This is a genomic window from Actinosynnema sp., assembly GCF_052038725.1.
In genome coordinates this window covers 1-3,525 of sequence record NZ_JBQGCX010000684.1, presented here as the reverse complement: position 1 = coordinate 3,525, position 3,525 = coordinate 1, and the positions used below count along the sequence as shown (strand labels likewise).

The 3,525-nt window shown below is 72.3% G+C and carries 4 protein-coding genes; all 4 read right to left on the bottom strand.

Annotated features, from left to right (window positions below; all coding sequences use genetic code 11):
• The coding region (locus ACTUAL_RS14445; RefSeq protein ID WP_440900603.1) for a DegT/DnrJ/EryC1/StrS family aminotransferase at window positions 1-585 on the bottom strand (585 nt) is incomplete at its 3' end.
• Window positions 582-1,199 carry a dTMP kinase gene (locus tag ACTUAL_RS14440; protein ID WP_198320539.1) on the bottom strand — a complete coding sequence of 206 codons (618 nt, stop codon included), beginning with the start codon at window positions 1,197-1,199 and terminating at the stop codon, window positions 582-584. The genes ACTUAL_RS14440 and ACTUAL_RS14445, both read right to left, overlap by 4 nt.
• 2 nt (window positions 1,200-1,201) lie before the next feature.
• Window positions 1,202-2,968 (bottom strand): hypothetical protein, encoded by a 1,767-nt coding sequence (locus ACTUAL_RS14435; protein WP_440900602.1) that lies wholly within the window; start codon window positions 2,966-2,968, stop codon window positions 1,202-1,204.
• The coding region (locus ACTUAL_RS14430) for a DegT/DnrJ/EryC1/StrS family aminotransferase (RefSeq protein ID WP_440900601.1) at window positions 2,961-3,525 on the bottom strand (565 nt) is incomplete at its 5' end. The genes ACTUAL_RS14430 and ACTUAL_RS14435, both read right to left, overlap by 8 nt.

The following is a 3,525-nucleotide window of genomic DNA, read 5'->3' as shown; positions in this document are numbered from 1 at the left end:
GCCGACCAGCATCCCGCCCTCCCCGGTCGTGATCAGCTTCGTCGCCTGGAAGCTGAACGCGGTGAGGTCGGCGAGGCTGCCGACCGGACGACCGCGGTGGAGGGCGCCGAGGGCGTGGGCCCCGTCGTCGAGCACGGCGAGACCGTGCTCGCGGGCGATCGCCGCCACGGCGTCCACCCGGCAGGGATGGCCTGCGTAGTGCACCGGGACGATCACCGCGGTCCGGGGGGTGATCGCGGCCCCCACCCGGTCGGGGTCGATCGTCAACGTGATCGGGTCGACGTCGACCAGGACCGCCCGTGCGCCGGTGCGCTCGATGGCGTTCACCGTGGCGGGGCAGGTGAGCGCGGTGGTGATGACCTCGTCACCGGCGCCGACGCCCAGCGCGAGCAGAGCCAGGTGCAGTGCCGCGGTGCCCGAGGACGTCGCGGTGGCCGCAGGGGCTCCGACCCGCTCAGCGAACAGCGACTCGAACCGCTCAGCCCTGGGACCGGGCGCCACCCACCCGGACGTGAGGGTGGCGGTGACCTCGGCGATCTCCTCGGCTCCCAGCGAGGGGCGGAAGAACGGCACGACACCGGTCACGTCGGCCCTCCCGCCGCCCGGTAGGCGTCGAGCACCAGGGCGTGCGCCTCCTCGCGGGACGCGCCGAGCGGCAGGTCGACGGTCCCCTCGGGGAGCAGTTCCCCGTACAGCTCCGCCATCCGGTCCTGGTGCTCGACGAAGGCGGCCCGCTCGTCCACCACCGGCCGGTAGTCCGCGCCGCAGAGGTGACTGCCCAACGACTGCCCCGCCGCGAGACGCCTGCGCAGCGTCTCGCGCCCGGTGCAGCGGACGTGCAGCACCAGGTCGGGCTCTGGGGCGAAGCGGAAGCACTCCCTGATGTGCTCCAGGGAAATCCCCCTGATCACGCCCCTGGCCATGGTCGAGTAGTGGTACCTGTCGGAGATCACGACGCCCCCGGCTGCCAGCACCTCCCCCAACCCGCTCTCCCAGCGGTGCGCGAGGTCCGCGGCCTCCATCAGCACCAGTGCCTGCGGACCGAGCCGGTCGCGGATCTTGAGGTCGGTGATCGTCGCGCCCAGGGGAGTGGAGGAGTTCCACGACGTCCTGGTCGGCACGACACCGCGCGCGACGAGCCACTCGGCCAGCAGTCCGGCCTGCGTGCTCTTGCCGCTGGAGTGCAGTCCTTCGAACACGATCAACACGGTGCCTCCCCCGTGACCGGGGTCAGCTTGAGCAGGCCGGGGTACAGGTGCCCGGTCCGCGCCTGGTCCAGGCGCACGTGCTCGACCTCGACCCCGTCGATCCGGTACTCGCGCAACGCGCGGCCGGTGTCCTGGTCCACGGGGCGCAGGTGCCGGGGGTCGACCTCCTGGACGATCAACGAGGGCGCGGTCGCGGTGGTGTTCTTGCCGCCTCGCTGGGCGGAGCCGGGTCGGGGGTTCGCGCCCAGGGCGAACGGCGCGGGCGCCAACCGCCACACGTGCCCCTTGCTGGCGGAGATCAGGTCTCCCCGCTCCTGCCACGGGCTGATCGGGGTGTCCTCGGTGGTGCTGAGCCCCTTGAACAGCACCAGTGCCCGTCCCTGGTTGATGGCGGGGCCCGTGTCGAGGGTGAACTGGCGGGAGAAGAACAGCGAGGCGGGCAGACCGGCCCCCAGGAGGGCGCGGGCGTAGTCGGCGACCAGGGGCAGCACCTCGTGCCGGATGTGCTCGGCTGCCGTCGGATCGGTCTCGGCCAGCGCCTTTCCCCTCGCGCGGAGGATGCCCAGCACCCCGGCGACGTCGCGCGGTGTCGCGTCCGGGAGCTCCTCGCGGCGACCGCGTCCGAGGCGGCGCTTGTGCTCCAACAGCGCGTTCAGCAGGAAGCGGGTGGAGTCCTGGTAGCCGGACTTCCTGCGGTCGGTGGCGGGGTAGATGTTCAGGGTGTGGACGGACCCGTCGGCCGCGAACAGGGGGTCGACCGCGTAGTAGGCGCCGTCCGCGTTCTCCAACCGCCAGACGAGGACCCGACGTGCGGCGGTGGCCGACTGGGCGATGAGCTCTTGCGCGGGTCGTCCGGTCGAGCGCGCGTCGGTCAGCAGCAGGTAGGGCGAGCCATCACGGGAGAACACCGGTTCGGGGGAGGCCGTGATGTCGCGCCTGCCGAGCAGGTTGACGCTCAGCGCGGTCACCTCGGCCGTCTCCGGTGGCCCGGATCGTTCCGAGGAGACCAGCAGGTGCGGTCCGACGCGCAGCACGTGGCGGCCGTCGACCTCGCTCTCCTCCACCTCCGCTCGCACGGCCAAGGGGCGGAACCGGAACTCCGCCGACAGTGATTCCCTGTTCAGGCCGCGCCGTTCCAGCAGCACCCGGTAGGTCCGCAGCGTGGTGGCCAGGTCCGCGACGAACTGCGCGCGACTGGTCTCGCCCCGCCGCTGCGCGGCCTCCGTCCAGCCCGCGGTGAAGGGCGTGATCGACAGGCGGAGCCCGGCGATCCCGTCGTGGAGCTGCTCGGCGACGCGGCGGTGCACCCGGACCAGGTCCTCGTTGTGCTCGGAGAACCCGACAGTGGTCATCCGCACCGTGCAGCCGAGCACGTCGCGCGCCAGCGCCACGTACTCGTCCAGGTGGAGGTAAGAGCCGATGTCGTTGTCCAGGTAGGGGAAGAGAACACGAGGCTTGTGCTCGCGCCCTCCGCCGAGCCCGCTGCCGCGCTCGGCGGTCACCGCGCCCAGTGCGGCGAAGAGGTCACGCAGCCCGGTGCGGCTGAACTGCCAGACGTCGGTCCCGGCGTGCTGGCTGCAGAACGCGCAGCGGTTGAAGCAGCCGACCTGGGGCTGGAAGTACTGGATCCGGGTCAGCGCCTCCTCCGGGAGCTGCCTGAGCTGCTCGGCGATGTCCCGCCTGCGCTCGACCCGCTCCTCGGGCAGCGAGCGCTCGTCGGGGAGCAGGAACGCCTCGGCGCCCACGTCGAGGTCAACCACGGCTGCCCCTTCCGGACAGGGACGCGCGGACCGCCCCGACCACGCGGGTCACGTCCTCGTCGGTCATCGCCGGGTAGCAGGGCAGCGACAGCTCCTCGTCCGCCGCGCGGTCGGTGACCGGCAACGCGTCGGCGCCCGCGAGCCGCTGGTAGCGGCTGAGCCGGTGGACCGGGGTGAAGTGGACCGAGGTGTCGATGCCCGCCTCGGCCAGCCTGGCCGCCAGCGCGCCACGATCGATCAACGCCGACTCGGGGCGCACGCGCACCGCGAAGAGGTGCCAGGAGGACCTGACCTCTTCGCTCTCGACGGGCAGCACCAGGCCCGGTAGGCCGGCGAGCTCGTGCAGGTAGCGCTGGGCTATCAGACGGCGGCGGGCGTTGAACTCCGGCAGCCTCCTCAACTGGTGCACGCCCAGGGAGGCCGTGATGTCCGACATGACGTACTTCAGGCCGGGTTCCACGACGTCGTACCGCTCGGTCGTCCGGTTGCCGTGCCGCTGCCACACCCCGCGGTCGATGCCCTGCCGGGACAGCACCCTGGCCCGGTCGACGAGGTCG